Annotated in this window: 10 protein-coding genes; 6 read left to right on the forward strand and 4 right to left on the reverse strand. The window is 65.0% G+C overall.

The annotated features are described in order from the left end of the window. The first annotated feature begins 26 nt into the window (after positions 1 to 26). From rluB to truB, 6 genes are all read left to right on the forward strand, one after another. On the forward strand, positions 27 to 1904 hold the full coding sequence (rluB, locus tag LFL96_RS07690; RefSeq protein ID WP_280999813.1) for a 23S rRNA pseudouridine(2605) synthase RluB: 1878 nt from the start codon (positions 27 to 29) through the stop codon (positions 1902 to 1904). A 503-nt stretch (positions 1905 to 2407) separates the two neighbouring features. Continuing rightward, the gene (gene rimP, locus LFL96_RS07695) at positions 2408 to 2866 is read left to right on the forward strand and encodes a ribosome maturation factor RimP (protein WP_280999815.1); all 459 of its coding nucleotides are present in this window, start codon (positions 2408 to 2410) and stop codon (positions 2864 to 2866) included. Continuing rightward, positions 2863 to 4338, forward strand: a complete 1476-nt coding sequence (gene nusA / locus LFL96_RS07700; protein WP_280999816.1) for a transcription termination factor NusA — start codon at positions 2863 to 2865, stop codon at positions 4336 to 4338. Before rimP ends, nusA begins: the two co-directional genes overlap by 4 nt. Before the next feature lie 94 nt (positions 4339 to 4432). Beyond that, positions 4433 to 7405, forward strand: a complete 2973-nt coding sequence (gene infB, locus LFL96_RS07705; protein WP_280999818.1) for a translation initiation factor IF-2 — start codon at positions 4433 to 4435, stop codon at positions 7403 to 7405. 247 nt (positions 7406 to 7652) lie between these two features. Further along, complete coding sequence (gene rbfA, locus LFL96_RS07710; protein WP_105509910.1) at positions 7653 to 8018, forward strand: 30S ribosome-binding factor RbfA; 366 nt, start codon at positions 7653 to 7655, stop codon at positions 8016 to 8018. A gap of 1 nt (position 8019) precedes the next feature. Next, on the forward strand, positions 8020 to 8958 hold the full coding sequence (truB, locus tag LFL96_RS07715) for a tRNA pseudouridine(55) synthase TruB (RefSeq protein ID WP_280999822.1): 939 nt from the start codon (positions 8020 to 8022) through the stop codon (positions 8956 to 8958). Positions 8959 to 9109: 151 nt separating this feature from the next. On the opposite strand, the gene LFL96_RS07720 is transcribed toward truB, so the two are convergent. From LFL96_RS07720 to LFL96_RS07735, 4 genes are all read right to left on the reverse strand, one after another. Further along, positions 9110 to 10672 (reverse strand): DHA2 family efflux MFS transporter permease subunit, encoded by a 1563-nt coding sequence (locus LFL96_RS07720; RefSeq protein ID WP_280999825.1) that lies wholly within the window; start codon positions 10670 to 10672, stop codon positions 9110 to 9112. 35 nt (positions 10673 to 10707) lie between these two features. Then, positions 10708 to 11940 carry an EmrA/EmrK family multidrug efflux transporter periplasmic adaptor subunit gene (locus LFL96_RS07725; RefSeq protein ID WP_280999827.1) on the reverse strand — a complete coding sequence of 411 codons (1233 nt, stop codon included), beginning with the start codon at positions 11938 to 11940 and terminating at the stop codon, positions 10708 to 10710. Positions 11941 to 12033: 93 nt separating this feature from the next. Further along, positions 12034 to 13545, reverse strand: coding sequence for an efflux transporter outer membrane subunit (locus LFL96_RS07730; RefSeq protein ID WP_280999829.1), 1512 nt, complete (start codon positions 13543 to 13545; stop codon positions 12034 to 12036). Between the two features lie 49 nt (positions 13546 to 13594). Beyond that, complete coding sequence (locus LFL96_RS07735) at positions 13595 to 14110, reverse strand: MarR family winged helix-turn-helix transcriptional regulator (RefSeq protein WP_280999831.1); 516 nt, start codon at positions 14108 to 14110, stop codon at positions 13595 to 13597. Between the last annotated feature and the right edge of the window lie 64 nt (positions 14111 to 14174).

The raw sequence follows: 14174 nt of genomic DNA on the forward strand, positions 1-14174 counted from the left end.
GCGCGACCTGACATTTTGAGGTTGTTTTGACACATACCCACGACACCGATTCGTCCGAATCCGAGCGCGCCGTGCCGTCGGCGCGCGCTGACGAAACGCGCAACACGCAAGCGTCGGCCGGCGAGGGCGAACGCCCCGCGCAAAACGCGGAAGGCGACGGCGAAGACCGTCCGCGCCGCGGCTTGCGTCGCGGTCCACGCAGCCTGATCGCGCGTCGTCGCGCCGGTGCGAAGACGAAGGGCGCCGAAGGCGCGGCCGCGCAGGGTGCGCCGGTCGTCACCGAGGCGCCGCCGGACGGCGAGGTGGTCGCGCAGGTGCGGATGCCGCGCAAGGACGCGGGTGCCAAGGGACAAGGCGCGCGCCGCAACGCGAACGGCGGTGCGCGGCGCGAAGGTGGTCCGCGTGACGGCGCGCCCCGCGAAGGGCAGCGTGAAGGTGCGCCGCGCGAGCGTCAGCCGCGCGAAGGCGGTCAGCGTCAGAATCGCCGCGGCGCCGAAGCACCGGCGGCGGTGGCGGCGGAAGCCGGCCAGGACGATCTGTTTTCGTATGTCACCTCGCCCGCGTTCGACGCGGACAACAGCGCGACCGGCGGCGTGCGTGCACCGATGCTGCGCCGTGGCAAGCCGGCCGCGCCCAAGCGCGTGCTGTCCGCCGACGACGACGCGCCGAAGCTGCACAAGGTTCTCGCCGAAGCCGGCATGGGCTCGCGCCGCGACATGGAAGAATTGATCGTCGCCGGCCGCGTGTCGGTGAACGGCGAGCCGGCACACATCGGCCAGCGCATCATGCCGACCGACCAGGTCCGCATCAACGGCAAGCCGGTCAAGCGCAAGCTGGCCAACAAGCCGCCGCGCGTGCTGCTGTATCACAAACCGACCGGTGAGATCGTCAGCCATGCCGACCCGGAAGGCCGTCCGTCGGTATTCGACAAATTGCCGCCGATGAAGACCGCCAAGTGGCTCGCGGTCGGCCGCCTCGACTTCAACACCGAGGGGCTGCTGATGCTGACCACGTCGGGCGATCTGGCGAACCGGTTCATGCATCCGCGCTATAGCGTCGAGCGCGAATACGCGGTGCGGGTGGTTGGTGAACTGGCCGAAGGCATGCGTCAGAAGCTGCTGCACGGCGTCGAACTCGACGACGGCCCGGCGAATTTCCTGCGCATTCGCGATGGCGGCGGCGAAGGCACCAATCATTGGTATCACGTCGCGCTCGCCGAAGGGCGTAACCGCGAAGTGCGTCGTATGTTCGAGGCGGCCGGCCTGATGGTCAGCCGTCTGATTCGTACCCGTCATGGTCCGATTTCGCTGCCGAAAGGCCTGAAGCGCGGCCGTTGGGAAGAGCTGGAAGACAATCAGGTGCGCGCGCTGATGGCGTCGGTCGGCCTGAAGGCGCCGGCGGAAGAGCGCGGCAGCCGCAATTCGGCGCCGGAGCGCAAGCAGCCGGATCCGATGCAGACGTCGATGGGCTTTATCGGCCGCGAACCGGTGCTGATGTCGCACGGACGCTTCGATCAGCAGCAGCCGCGCGGGCAAGGCCGGCGTGGTGCGGCGGGCGGCGGCGCGGCCGGTGGCGGGTTCGGCAATCGTGGTGCGGGTCGCGGCGCCGGTGGTGCTGGCGGCTTCGGCGGCGGTTTTGGCGGTGGCTTCGGCAACTCGACGGGCGGCGCGGGTGGCCCGCGCGGTGGCCGTGGTGACGTCGACGGCAATCGGGCGCCGTCGGGTAATGGCAACCGGGCTGGCGGCAAGCGCGCCGGCGGCAGTAACCCGAATCCCGGCAACGGCGGCAGTCGCGGGCCGGCCGGTAATCGCGGCGGCAACGGCGGCCGGGCAGCCAACGGCAACGCCAATCCGGGCGGCGCCAATCGTGGCGGCGCGCAGCGCGGTCGCACGCGCGGGCGTTAAAACCGTTTGGACCTGCCGCGCATAAACCTCGCATTCAACCCTTTTTCGCATCGTCATACACCGCGCGTTTCATGTAACGCATAAAACTGCGGCGTCGACATAAGTAGGGGCAGAGGTATTTCGGGAAATTTCCTGGACGCGGCCCGCGTGGGGCCAGAGCGCCGCGAGCCGTATCGCAAAAGGCTCGCGGCGCTGTCATATGCGCGCAAGATTGCCGTGAAATCGCGCTTGAGCGGGCGTCTCGGGGCGTTCTGCGGTTTGCGTTTGGCGCGAAAAATGGCTACAATCGCGGAGTCGCTGGGCGTGCGGCTTTCTATGTGCGGCTCAGGTGCGACCACCGGCAATAAGATGATGGGCGTTTAGCCCATTTTTTTTTTGCCGATCAGTTCATCGTGGTTCGGCATCTCGGGTAGCACGAACGTGCGCCAGCTTGGCGCGCGGCCCGCATTGGTTGTTTGCAAAACAAGCGGCAGGCTCGCTGCGCGAACATCTAAGAGGGCACTGTGCAACTGACGGAACTGATTGAAACCACGGTCGTGGGACTCGGCTACGAGCTCGTCGATCTCGAGCGCACCGGGCGCGGCATGTTGTGTGTCTATATCGACCAGCCGGGCGGTATCGGGATTGAAGACTGCGAGAAAGTCACGCGTCAGCTCCAGCACGTTCTGACGGTCGAAAATATCGATTATGAGCGGCTTGAAGTGTCGTCGCCGGGACTCGACCGCCCGCTAAAGAAACTGGCGGATTTCGAACGCTTCGCGGGCAGCGAGGCGGTAATCACATTGAAAAAGCCATTGGACGGACGGAAATCGTACCGGGGCATTCTGCATGCTCCGCAAGGCGAGACGATCGGTCTGGAATTTGAAGGGAAGGAAGGCGCCGCGATGCTCGATTTCACGCTCGCGGACATGGACAAGGCCCGCCTCGTTCCGAAAGTTGACTTTAGGAGCCGCAAACAATGAGTCGCGAAGTGTTGATGCTGGTGGATGCGCTGGCACGCGAGAAGAATGTCGACAAAGACGTGGTATTTGCCGCGCTCGAAGCGGCTCTCGCTTCGGCCTCCAAGAAACTCTTCGAAGAAGACGCGGATATTCGCGTCCATATCGACCGTGAAAGCGGCGAGCACGAAACGTTTCGCCGCTGGAAGGTGGTGCCGGACGAAGCCGGCCTGCAGGAGCCGGATCAGGAAATCCTGCTGTTCGAAGCACGCGAACAGCAACCCGAGATTCAGCTCGATGAATACATCGAGGAACCGGTGCCGTCGATCGAATTCGGCCGTATCGGCGCGCAGGCCGCCAAGCAGGTGATCCTGCAGAAGGTGCGCGACGCCGAACGCGAGCAGATCCTGAACGACTTCCTCGAGCGCGGCGAGCACATCATGACCGGCTCGGTGAAGCGTCTCGACAAGGGCAACTTCATCGTCGAAACCGGCCGGGTCGAAGCGCTGCTGCGCCGCGATCAGCTGATTCCGAAGGAAAACCTGCGCGTGGGTGACCGCGTGCGCGCCTACATCGCGAAGGTCGATCGCACCGCGCGCGGTCCGCAGATCGAACTGTCGCGTACGGCGCCTGAATTCCTGATGAAGCTGTTCGAAATGGAAGTGCCGGAAATCGAACAGGGCCTGCTGGAAATCAAGGCAGCGGCTCGCGATCCGGGCGTGCGGGCGAAGATCGGCGTGGTCGCGTACGACAAGCGCATCGATCCGATCGGCACCTGCGTCGGCATTCGCGGCTCGCGCGTGCAGGCTGTGCGTAACGAGCTCGGTGGCGAAAACGTCGACATCGTGCTATGGTCGGAAGATCCCGCCCAGTTCGTGATCGGCGCCCTCGCGCCGGCAGCCGTCCAGTCGATCGTCGTCGACGAAGAAAAGCATTCGATGGACGTCGTCGTGGACGAAAACGAACTGGCGGTCGCGATCGGCCGCAGCGGCCAGAACGTGCGTCTTGCCAGCGAACTCACCGGCTGGCAGATCAACATCATGACGCCGGACGAATCCGCGCAAAAGCAGAATCAGGAACGCGGGGTACTGCGCGACCTGTTCATGGCGCGTCTCGATGTCGACGAAGAAGTCGCCGACATCCTGATCGACGAAGGCTTCACGAGCCTCGAAGAGATTGCCTACGTGCCGCTCAACGAAATGCTCGAAATCGAAGCATTTGACGAAGACACCGTTCACGAACTGCGTAACCGCTCGCGCGACGCGTTGCTCACGCAGGCCATCGCGAATGAAGAAAAGGTCGAAAATGTAGCGCTCGACCTGAAGAGCCTGGACGGCATGGACGCCGACCTGCTCGCGAAGCTGGCTGAACATCAGGTGCAGACGCGCGACGAACTCGCCGAACTGGCCGTGGATGAACTGGTCGAGATGACCGGAATGGAAGAGGATGCCGCTAAGGCGTTGATCATGAAAGCACGTGAACACTGGTTCCAGTGAGAAATGACCATGGCGCACTAAATTGAACGCGGCCGTCAGGCCGCATGACCCGATGCTAACCGCAAGGAATCGGTCCTTGCATTAAGAGGAATGAATGGCGAGTAACAACGTAGCCCAATTTGCCGCGGAACTGAAAATGCCTGCAGGCGTGCTGCTCGAGCAGCTGCAGGCAGCGGGCGTCCAGAAGGCGAGTGAAGACGACAACCTGTCCGAGTCGGACAAGGCGCGTCTGCTCGATCACTTGCGCAAGTCGCATGGCTCGAACGATGCCGACAAGCGCAAGATCACGCTGACGCGCCGGCATACGTCGGAGATCAAGCAGTCCGATGCGACGGGTAAAGCTCGCACCATTCAGGTCGAGGTGCGCAAGAAGCGCACTTTCGTCCGCCGCGACGAAGCCGCCGGTGAAGGCGGTGATGCATCGAATCATGTGGCCGAAGGCGTCGAGGTCGACGACGTCGAACTTCAGCGTCGTGAAGAGGAAGCTCGTCACGAAGCGGAGCTGCTCGAGAAGCAGGCTCAGGAACTGAAGGCGCGTCAGGAACAACTCGAGCGCGAGGAAGCGGAGCGTCAGGCACGCGAACAGGCGGCCGAGGCCGAGCGTCGTCGCGCGGAAGAAGAAGCGGCGAAGAAGCGCGCAGCGGCTGCGGCCGAAGCGGCCGCTCGCGAGAAGGCCCAGCAGCAGACCGCGCAAGCCGCCCAGCCGGCTGCCGCGAAGGCTGAAACGGCGACCGCGAAGGCAGCGGAACCGGCAGCCGCCGCGAAAGACAGCGAGCAGGACGACGAACGGGCCGCGGCGGAACGCGCGGCGCAACGCGAAGCCGCGAAGAAGGCTGAAGACGCAGCGCGTCAGGCAGCCGACAAGGCGCGCGCCGAGCAGGAAGAAATCGCCAAGCGCCGTGCCGCGGCTGAAGCCGAAGCGCGTGCGATCCGCGAAATGATGAATACGCCGCGCAAGGCGCAGGTCAAGGCGCCGGAACCGGCACCGAAGCCCGCCGAGCCGGCCAAGGCCGCCGAAGCGAAGGGCACGCTGCATAAGCCGGCGCGTCCGGCTGGCGAAGCACCGGCGCGTCCGGCTGCCAGAAAGCCGGCTACAACGGCGGCGCCTGCGGCAACCACCACACCGTCCGCCGGCGACAAGAAGAAGCCGGGCGGCGGCAAGGGCGGCTGGCAGGACGATGCAGCCAAGCGCCGTGGCATCAAGACGCGCGGCGACACCAGCGGCGGCGTCGACCGCGGCTGGCGCGGCGGCCCGAAGGGGCGCGGCAAGCATCAGGATCAGAACACCTCGTTCCAGGCGCCGACCGAGCCGATCGTGCGTGAAGTGCACGTGCCGGAAACCATCACCGTCGCCGATCTGGCGCACAAGATGTCGGTGAAGGCGTCGGAAGTCATCAAGTCGATGATGAAGCTCGGCCAGATGGTTACGATCAACCAGATGCTGGACCAGGAAACGGCGATGATCATCGTCGAGGAACTGGGTCACCACGCGGTTGCGGCCAAGCTGGACGATCCGGAAGCGATGCTGGTCGAAGGCGAAGTGTCGGATGCGGAAGCACTGCCGCGTCCGCCGGTCGTCACGGTCATGGGTCACGTCGACCACGGCAAGACCTCGCTGCTCGACTACATCCGTCGCGCCAAGGTGGCGGCGGGCGAAGCGGGCGGGATCACGCAGCACATCGGCGCGTATCACGTGGAAACGCCGCGCGGCGTGATCACGTTCCTCGACACGCCGGGTCACGAGGCCTTCACGGCCATGCGTGCCCGCGGCGCGAAGGCAACCGACATCGTGATTCTGGTGGTCGCCGCCGACGACGGCGTGATGCCGCAGACGAAGGAAGCGATCGCCCACGCGAAGGCCGGCGGCGTGCCGCTCGTCGTCGCGATCAACAAGATCGACAAGCCGGATGCGAATCCGGATCGCGTGAAGCAGGAACTCGTCGCGGAAGGCGTCGTGCCGGAAGAATACGGCGGCGATTCGCCGTTCGTGTCGGTGTCGGCGAAGACCGGCACGGGCATCGACGATCTGCTGGAAAACGTGCTGCTGCAAGCCGAAGTGCTGGAACTGAAGGCACCGGTCGAAGCGCCGGCCAAGGGTCTCGTCATCGAAGCGAAGCTCGACAAGGGTAAGGGTCCGGTCGCAACGATCCTGGTCCAGTCGGGTACGCTGAACCGCGGCGACGTGGTGCTGGCAGGTAGCGCCTACGGTCGTGTGCGTGCAATGCTCGACGAAACCGGCAAGCCGACCAAGTCGGCGGGTCCGTCGATTCCGGTCGAAATTCAGGGTCTGTCGGAAGTGCCGCAGGCGGGCGAGGAAGTCATCGTCATGCCGGACGACCGCAAGGCACGTGAAGTCGCGCTGTTCCGTCAAGGCAAGTTCCGCGACGTCAAGCTGGCCAAGCAACAGGCCGCGAAGCTCGAGAACATGCTGGAACAGATGGGCGAAGGCGAAGTGCAGTACATGCCGCTCATCGTCAAGGCCGACGTGCAAGGTTCGCAGGAAGCGCTGGTGCAGTCGCTGCTCAAGCTGTCGACCGACGAAGTGCGTGTGCAGATCGTGCACGGCGCCGTCGGCGGCATCAGCGAGTCGGACGTCAACCTCGCCACGGCGTCGAAGGCGGTCATCATCGGCTTCAACACCCGTGCGGATGCGCAGGCTCGCAAGCTGGCGGAAGCCAACGGCGTCGATATTCGCTACTACAACATCATCTATGACGCAGTGGATGAGGTGAAGGCCGCGATGTCGGGCATGCTGGCGCCGGAGAAGCGCGAAGTCGTGACCGGTACGGTCGAAGTCCGTCAGGTCTTCAAGGTGCCGAAGATCGGCGCGGTGGCCGGTTGTATGGTCACGGACGGTTTCGTCAAGCGCTCGTCGTCGGTGCGCGTGCTGCGCAACAACGTCGTCATCTTCACGGGCGAGCTCGATTCGCTCAAGCGCTTCAAGGACGACGTCAAGGAAGTCCGCCAGGGCTTCGAGTGCGGTATGTCGATCAAGAACTTCAACGATATCGTCGAAGGCGATCAGTTCGAAGTCTTCGAGGTCACCGAAGTCGCGCGTACGCTGTAATTCACGCGGCACGGCTCTACGGGCGGAGCGGGCTTTAACGCCCGCTCCGCCCGTTGTCTTTGAGGCCGCTGCTTTGAAGCCGCTGCTTTGAAGTCGCTGCTTTGAAGCCGCTGCTTTTAAGGCTACTGCTTCAAGCGCGCCGCTTTTGACGCCGCCGCTTTGCGCCTACGATCCCGCGCAGGTTGTCAGGGACCGCGCCGCGCGAACCCATTTTTTTGCATTCGCCCCGAGCGAATCACTCAACACCATGCCCAAGAAACGTACTTCCCCCAATCGCAACGTGCAGATCGCCGATCAGATCCAGCGCGATCTGTCCGAGTTGCTGCGCGAGGTCAAGGATCCGCGCATCGGCATCGTCACGATCCAGAGCGTCGAGCTGACGCCGGACTACGCACATGCCAAGGTCTATTTCACGACGCTGACGGGCGACCCGCAGCAGACGCTCGAAGCGCTGACGCACGCGGCCGGTCATCTGCACAATCAGCTGTTCAAGCGCCTGCATATTCACACGGTGCCGACGCTGCATTTCCATTACGACCAGACCATCGAACGGGCGGTCGAAATGTCGAAGCTGATCGACGAAGCGAACGCCAGCCGCGCGAAAGAAGACTGACGTGAACTCACCTCAACGCCCCCGCGTGCCGCGTCGCGCGCTTGACGGCGTGCTGCTGCTCGACAAGCCGCTCGGCCTGTCGAGCAACGATGCGCTGATTCGCGCGAAGCGTCTCTATCTGGCGAAAAAGGCGGGTCACACCGGCACGCTCGATCCGCTTGCCACGGGTTTGTTGCCGCTGTGTTTCGGCGAAGCCACCAAGTTTTCGCAGGACCTGCTCGAAGCGGACAAGACCTACGAGGCGACGATGCGCCTCGGCGTGCGCACGAGCACCGGCGACGCCGAAGGCGAAGCGATCGACACGCGCGCCGTCGCCTGCGACGAAGCCGCGGTTCGAACAGCCATGTCCGGCTTTCTCGGCGGGATCACCCAGATTCCGCCGATGTATTCCGCGCTCAAGCGCGACGGCAAGCCGCTGTACGAATACGCGCGCGCCGGCCAGACGGTCGAGCGGGAAGGGCGTCAGGTAACGATCCTGACACTGGAGATGCTCGCGTGCGCGCTGCCGGACGTGACGTTTCGCGTGACCTGTAGCAAGGGCACCTACGTGCGGACGCTGGCCGAGGACATCGGCGAGGCGCTGGGTTGCGGCGCGCATCTGGTGGCGCTGCGGCGCACCGGCGTGGGCGCGCTGACGCTGGAACACGCGGTGACGCTCGACGCGTTGTCCGACGCGCCGCAAGCCGAGCGCGACGCGTGGCTGCAACCGGTGGATGCGTTGCTGTCGACGTTCCCGTCCGTGGAACTGAACGAAGATGCGACGCGCCGCTTCCTGCATGGCCAGCGTCTGAAGCTGTCGGAACTGGGCATCAGCGCCGACGCCGCGAAGGCGCCGCGCGTGCGCGTCTACGCGGAGGCGGAAGGCCGTTTGCTGGGCGTCGCGAAACCCGGCGACGGCGTGCTGGCGCCTGAGCGGCTGGTGGTGACAGCGCAGAGCTAGCTTCACCGCGCACCCTGATCGCGCACCATAAAAAAGGCGGGACCGCATCGAGAAATGCGGTCCCGCCTTTTTTTACATCCAGAAAAACTGCACCCGAAACCGCGCCGCGAAATGTCGACATCGCGACACGGCATCCCGCAACCCGGCAGCCTCAATGCGCGGCCGCCGCCGCCGCACCTGCATCGCCGCCCGCGCGTTCCGGGCGCGCCATCCAGATCAACGCGATCAACGCGACGAAAATCCCCGCCGATACGAAGAACAGATCGTTCACGCCCAACTGCGCGGCCTGCTGCGTCGCCATCGTATTGAACAGACCGTAGGCCTGCTGCTGACTGAGGCCCGCCGCGCCCATCTGCTGGATCGACTGCTCGAACACGGGGTTATACGCGTTCGCCTGCACCGAGAGCCGCGCGTGATGCATGATCGTGCGGTGATCCCACGCGGTCTGGAAGATCGACGTGCCGATCCCGCCGCACATGATCCGCACGAAGTTCGACACGCCCGAGGCCGCCGGAATCCGGTTGCCCGGCAAACCCGACAACGTGATCGACACCAGCGGGATAAAGAACCCGGCCATGCCGATGCCCTGAATCAGCGTCGGCACCAGCAGCGAAAACGTATCGACGCCCGTCGTATAGCGCGAACGCATCCAGAAACACAGCGCGAACACGAGGAACGACAGCGTCGCGATATAGCGCGGATCGGTGCGCGGCAGCACCTTGCCGGTGATCGGCGAGAGCAGCACCGCGAACAGGCCGACCGGCGCCATCACGAGACCCGCCTCGGTCGCGGTGTAGCCGATATCGGTCTGCAGCCACAGCGGCAGCAACACGAGGTTGCCGAAGTAGAGGCCGTAGCCGATCGACAGCGCGATCGTGCCGCTCGTGAAGTTGCGCCGGCTGAACAGCGACAGATCGACCACCGGATGCTCGGCCGTCAGTTCCCACACGATGAAGAACGCCAGCGCGATCACCGCGGTCAGCGCCAGCACGACGATGGTCGTCGACGAGAACCAGTCGAGATCCTTGCCCTTGTCGAGCATGACCTGCAGCGAGCCGACCCAGACGATCAGCAGGCCGAGACCGACGCCGTCGATCGGCGCCTTGCGGATCGCCGAATCGCGATTGCGGAAGATCGCCCACGTCGCCGCGGCGGCGATCACGCCGACCGGAATGTTGACGTAGAAGATCCACGGCCACGAGATGTTGTCGGAGATCCAGCCGCCGAGAATCGGCCCGGCGACCGGCGCGATCAGCGTGGTCATCGCCCACATCGACAGCGCCATGGGCGCCTTCGCGCGGGGATAGCTGGCGAGCAGCAGCGTCTGCGACAGCGGAATCATCGGGCCGGCCACCGCGCCCTGCAGCACGCGCGAGGCGAGCAGGAAGGGCAGCGTCGGCGCGAGGCCGCACATCCACGACGAGATCACGAACAGAATGATCGACGCCATGAACAGGCGCACCTGCCCGAAGCGCTGGGTGAGCCAGCCGGTCAGCGGCACGGAGATCGCGTTGGCGACCGCGAACGAGGTGATCACCCACGTGCCCTGGTCGGACGACACGCCGAGGTCGCCCGAAATGGACGGAATCGACACGTTCGCGATCGACGTGTCGAGCACGTTCATGAACACGGCGAGCGACACCGCGATGGTGCCGATCACCAGTTGCGCGCCCTCGAGCGGCGGATGAGGGACTTGCGCCTGAGCCTGAGCCATTCGAAAAAGCCTTGTTTAAATCGTCGTCGTACGGCTTACATCAGCTTGGCGGCGGGTTTGACCGAGGCCTGCGCGGGCTTCGGCGTGCCGCCGTTCGGGCCGGCGTTTTCGGTGATGATGCGGGCGATTTCCGCGTCGGCCTGGTCGCCGTACTTCTCGAACACGTTGGTCTGGTAGACGGTGTTCGGCGCATCGCCGAGCTGGCCGCCGCTCTGGTCCTTGATGCTGACGTCGGCCTGCATCGACAGGCCGATACGCAGCGGATGCTTTTCGAGTTCCTGCGGGTCGAGCGCGATCCGCACCGGCAGACGCTGCACCACCTTGATCCAGTTACCCGTCGCGTTCTGCGCGGGCAGCAGCGAGAACGCCGAACCCGTGCCGGCCGAGAAGCCGACCACCTTGCCGTGGTACACGACCGACGAACCGTACACGTCGGCGGTCAGTTCGACCGGCTGGCCGATGTGCATGTACTTGAGCTGCACTTCCTTGAAGTTCGCGTCGACCCATACGCCGCCGAGCGGCACGATCGCCATCAGCGGGGTGCCCGGCGACACGCGCTGGCCGACCTGCACCGAGCGTTTCGCGACGTAGCCCGTGACCGGCGCCGGCAGGTTGTTACGCGCGTTGTTCAGGTACGCGTCGCGGACCTTGGCGGCGGCGGCCTGCACGTTCGGGTGATTGGCGATCGTGGTGTTGGCGGTCAGCGCGCGGTTCGAGGCCAGTTGCTGCTGGGCGGCGTCGACAGCGGCCTGCGCGCTCTTCACGGCGTCGCGGGCGTGCGAGATTTCTTCCAGCGACACGGCGCCGGTCTGCGCCACCGCGAGGCGGCGCTTCAGGTCGTCCTGCGCGCGCGACAGATCCGACTGACGCTGCGCGACCTGCGCTTCGTACTGGTTGTCGTCGGCGAACAGGCCGCGTACCTGGCGCACCGTCTGCGCGAGATTCGCCTCGGCCTGTTCCAGCGCGACGCGTGCGTCGGCCGGATCGAGCACGACGAGCGGATCGCCGGCCTTGACCGTCTGCGTGTCGTCCGCATTCACGGCGACCACCGTGCCCGTGACCTGCGGCGTGATCTGCACGACGTTGCCGTTCACGTAGGCGTCGTCGGTGTCTTCGTGGAAGCGCGCGACGAGGAAGTAGTAGAGGCCGTACGCGATCGCGGCGATCAGGATCACGATGACGAGCAGCGTCATCATGCGCTTGCGTTTGCCGTTGTTCGCCGGTTGGGTCGGTTGGGTGTTAGCCGCGGGCTGCTGGGGGGTGCTCATTGATGTGCTCCGGGTTCTCTCAAACGTCGTCGTTTATTCGGATAGTCGTGTGTTCGTCGGCTGGGGGCTGCCAGCCACGCTCGATCAGTTGGCTCAGTTCGCTGCCGCGGTCGCCGCGGTGGCGGCCGATGCCGGAGCATCGGTCGGCACCACGAGGCTGCTCTGCGTCGCGTCGAAACCGCCGCCGAGCGCCTTGATGAGGCCGATCTGCATGTCGCGGCGGCGCATCTTCAGGGAGGTCACCGTCTGTTCGGCGGCGAGGCGGTTCTGGTCGGCGGTCAACACCTGCAACTGCGGCGACAGACCGGCCTTGTAGCGGATCACCGCCAGCTGGTAAGCCTTCGTCGATGCGTCGAGCGCGCGCTGGGCGTCGCCCGATTGCTGGTCGATCGAACGGATCGACGAGACTTGCGTCGCGACGTCCGACAGCGCGTTGATCAGCGTCTGGTTGTAGTTCGCGACGTCCAGATCGAAGTCGGCGAAACGGCCCTTCAACTGCGAGCGCAGCGCGCCGGCGTCGAAGATCGGCAGATGGATCGCCGGGCCGAGCTGCATCTGGCGGCTGCTCGATTTCAGGAAGCGGCCCCAGCCGAACGCGTCGAAGCCGACACCGGCCGCGAGGTTGATGTCCGGGAAGAACTCGGCCTTGGCTTCCTTCACGTCGTGCATCGCGGCTTCGACCTGCCAGCGCGCGGCGACGATATCGGCGCGGCGCGCGACGAGGTCGGCGGGCAGGTTGTCCGGCAGCGCGACCGCGTTGCCGGCGCTCAGCACCGGTTTGTCGATCTGCAGGCCGCGGTCCGGGCCCTTGCCGAGCAGCGCGCCCAACTGATAGCGAACCACGGTGATCTGGCCGTCGAGGTCGGTCAAATTCGACTGGCTGGTCGCGATGTTGCCGTTCGCGGTCTGCCGTTCGACGTTGGTGTCCAGACCCGCCGCGACGCGGCCATTGGTGATGCGGCCGATGTCCTGGCGGTTGGCGATTTCTCGCGCGGCGATGTCGCGCAGCGCGTACAGCTGCGCGAGCTGGTTATAGCTGCTCGCCACCGACGCCGCGAGCGTCACGCGTGCCTGCTGCATGTCGGCCTCGGCCGCCTTTTCCTGCGACACGGCCTGGCCGAGGCGCTGACGGTTCTTGCCCCACAGGTCGAGATCCCACGACGCGCTGGCGAGCACGTTGTTCTCGCTATACCAGGTGCCGCCGTACGGAGGCGGGTAGAGCGCGTTGGCGGAGAACAGTTCGCGGTTCCACGAATAGCTGCCGTTGACCTTCGGGAAGAGCGCCGAGCGCGAGCTCTCGATATACGACGACGCCTTCGCGAGCCGCGCCTGCGCCTGCGCGATCGACGGGCTGCCTTCCAGCGCTTCCGCGATCAGCTTCGGCAGTTGCGGGTCGCCGAACTGGTTGGCCCAGTCGAGCGCCGGCCACTGACCGCCCTGGCCCGGCAGACTCTGGCTGGACTCGTACTGAGCCGGCGACGAGATCTGCTTGTCTGTTTTCATGCCGAAGTAGTTCGCGCACCCCGTGAGGGCGAGCGCCGTCACCGCGGCGGCGACGGCGGTCCGGCGCGACAGCGCGGACGCGGACAGGGAGAGGGATTTCATCGCTCGACTCTTTGAGTGGAATTTAATGATGGACACTGCAAGCAATTCTTTAAGGTTTGCCGTCGGAATTGCTTGCTGCATCACGGGTTAGTCCCGTTTGTTCACCGGAATTGACCAGCACGCGGCGCAACATGCTCTTCAGAAACCCGACTTCTTCCGGCGTGAAGCCGCTCAGCAGGGTGTCGAGCACGCCGTTGAAGATGGCCGGCATGCGGGCCGCGATCGCGTGGCCTTCCGGCGTCAGCGCGAGCCGCACGACCCGCCGGTCCTCGTTGCTGCGCACCCGGGTCAACAGCCCGCGTTTTTCCAGCCGGTCGACCAGCCGCGTGACGGCGCTCGCGTCGATCCCGTATTCGCGTGCCAGTTCGGCTGCCAGCAGGCATTTGCCGCTCGCCACCATGAACAGGATGCTGCCCTGCTGACTGGTGATGCCCAGTTCGGCCATGCTGCGCTGGGTGACCAGATTGGCCATGGTCGATCTCACACGCGACAGCAGATAACCGACGCTTTCGCCTAATTGATACTGGCTGAGGTCCGGCGTGGGAGTGGAAGACGGCTCCGTCATGATTCTCGTGCGAATGCAATGGTTGACTAGGCAGGATTATAGAGGTCCATTGTTTGACTCGGCA

The sequence above is a fragment of the Paraburkholderia sp. D15 genome (assembly GCF_029910215.1).
In the GTDB taxonomy this organism is placed as follows: Bacteria; Pseudomonadota; Gammaproteobacteria; order Burkholderiales; family Burkholderiaceae; genus Paraburkholderia.

Coding starts and splice junctions, on each gene's coding strand:
- rbfA (WP_105509910.1), top strand. CDS start 7,653: ATGCCCAAGAAACGTACTTCCCCCAATCGCAACGTGCAGATCGCCGAT.
- LFL96_RS07720 (WP_280999825.1), bottom strand. CDS start 10,672: ATGGCTCAGGCTCAGGCGCAAGTCCCTCATCCGCCGCTCGAGGGCGCG.
- infB (WP_280999818.1), top strand. CDS start 4,433: ATGGCGAGTAACAACGTAGCCCAATTTGCCGCGGAACTGAAAATGCCT.
- LFL96_RS07730 (WP_280999829.1), bottom strand. CDS start 13,545: ATGAAATCCCTCTCCCTGTCCGCGTCCGCGCTGTCGCGCCGGACCGCC.
- LFL96_RS07735 (WP_280999831.1), bottom strand. CDS start 14,110: ATGACGGAGCCGTCTTCCACTCCCACGCCGGACCTCAGCCAGTATCAA.
- LFL96_RS07725 (WP_280999827.1), bottom strand. CDS start 11,940: ATGAGCACCCCCCAGCAGCCCGCGGCTAACACCCAACCGACCCAACCG.
- nusA (WP_280999816.1), top strand. CDS start 2,863: ATGAGTCGCGAAGTGTTGATGCTGGTGGATGCGCTGGCACGCGAGAAG.